Source organism: Microbacterium sp. AISO3 (assembly GCF_002204305.1).
Classification (GTDB): domain Bacteria; phylum Actinomycetota; class Actinomycetes; order Actinomycetales; family Microbacteriaceae; genus Microbacterium; species Microbacterium arborescens.
On sequence record NZ_NHRF01000212.1, the window covers coordinates 1 to 385 of the forward strand.

Consider the following 385-nt stretch of genomic DNA (forward strand, 5'->3'; position numbering starts at 1 on the left):
ACCGCGCCCTCGAGGGCCGGCTCCCACAGGGAGACGGCGGCCGCGGTGCGGGTGGTCCCCCAGGCCGCAGCGAGGTGGGGGACCCGAGGGTCGGTGAGGTCGCAGCGCACCTCGTTGCCGCGCGGGAGGCGCGAGGCGGTGACACCGACCGCGACCATCCGTGCGTCGCAGAGCACCGGCGCGCCCGACTCCAGCGCCTCGCGCGCGGCCGGGACGACCTCCGGGTGGACCACCAGGTCGCGAAGCAGGTCGACCTGGCCGCTGCCGTGCACCATCCGGACCGCCAGGCGCTCGGCCACGTCAGGCACCCCGGACAGGTCGGCCTCGCGCCGGATGGTGGCGAAGGAGTCGACGTAGATCGCCGGGCCGTCGGTCACGTAGTCAT

The 385-nt window shown here is 75.6% G+C and carries 1 protein-coding gene; it reads right to left on the reverse strand.

From position 1 onward, the window contains the following. A partial coding sequence (locus CBF90_RS17015; RefSeq protein WP_197690620.1) for a precorrin-8X methylmutase occupies positions 1-377 on the reverse strand: 377 nt, incomplete at its 3' end. Positions 378-385 lie beyond the last annotated feature (8 nt).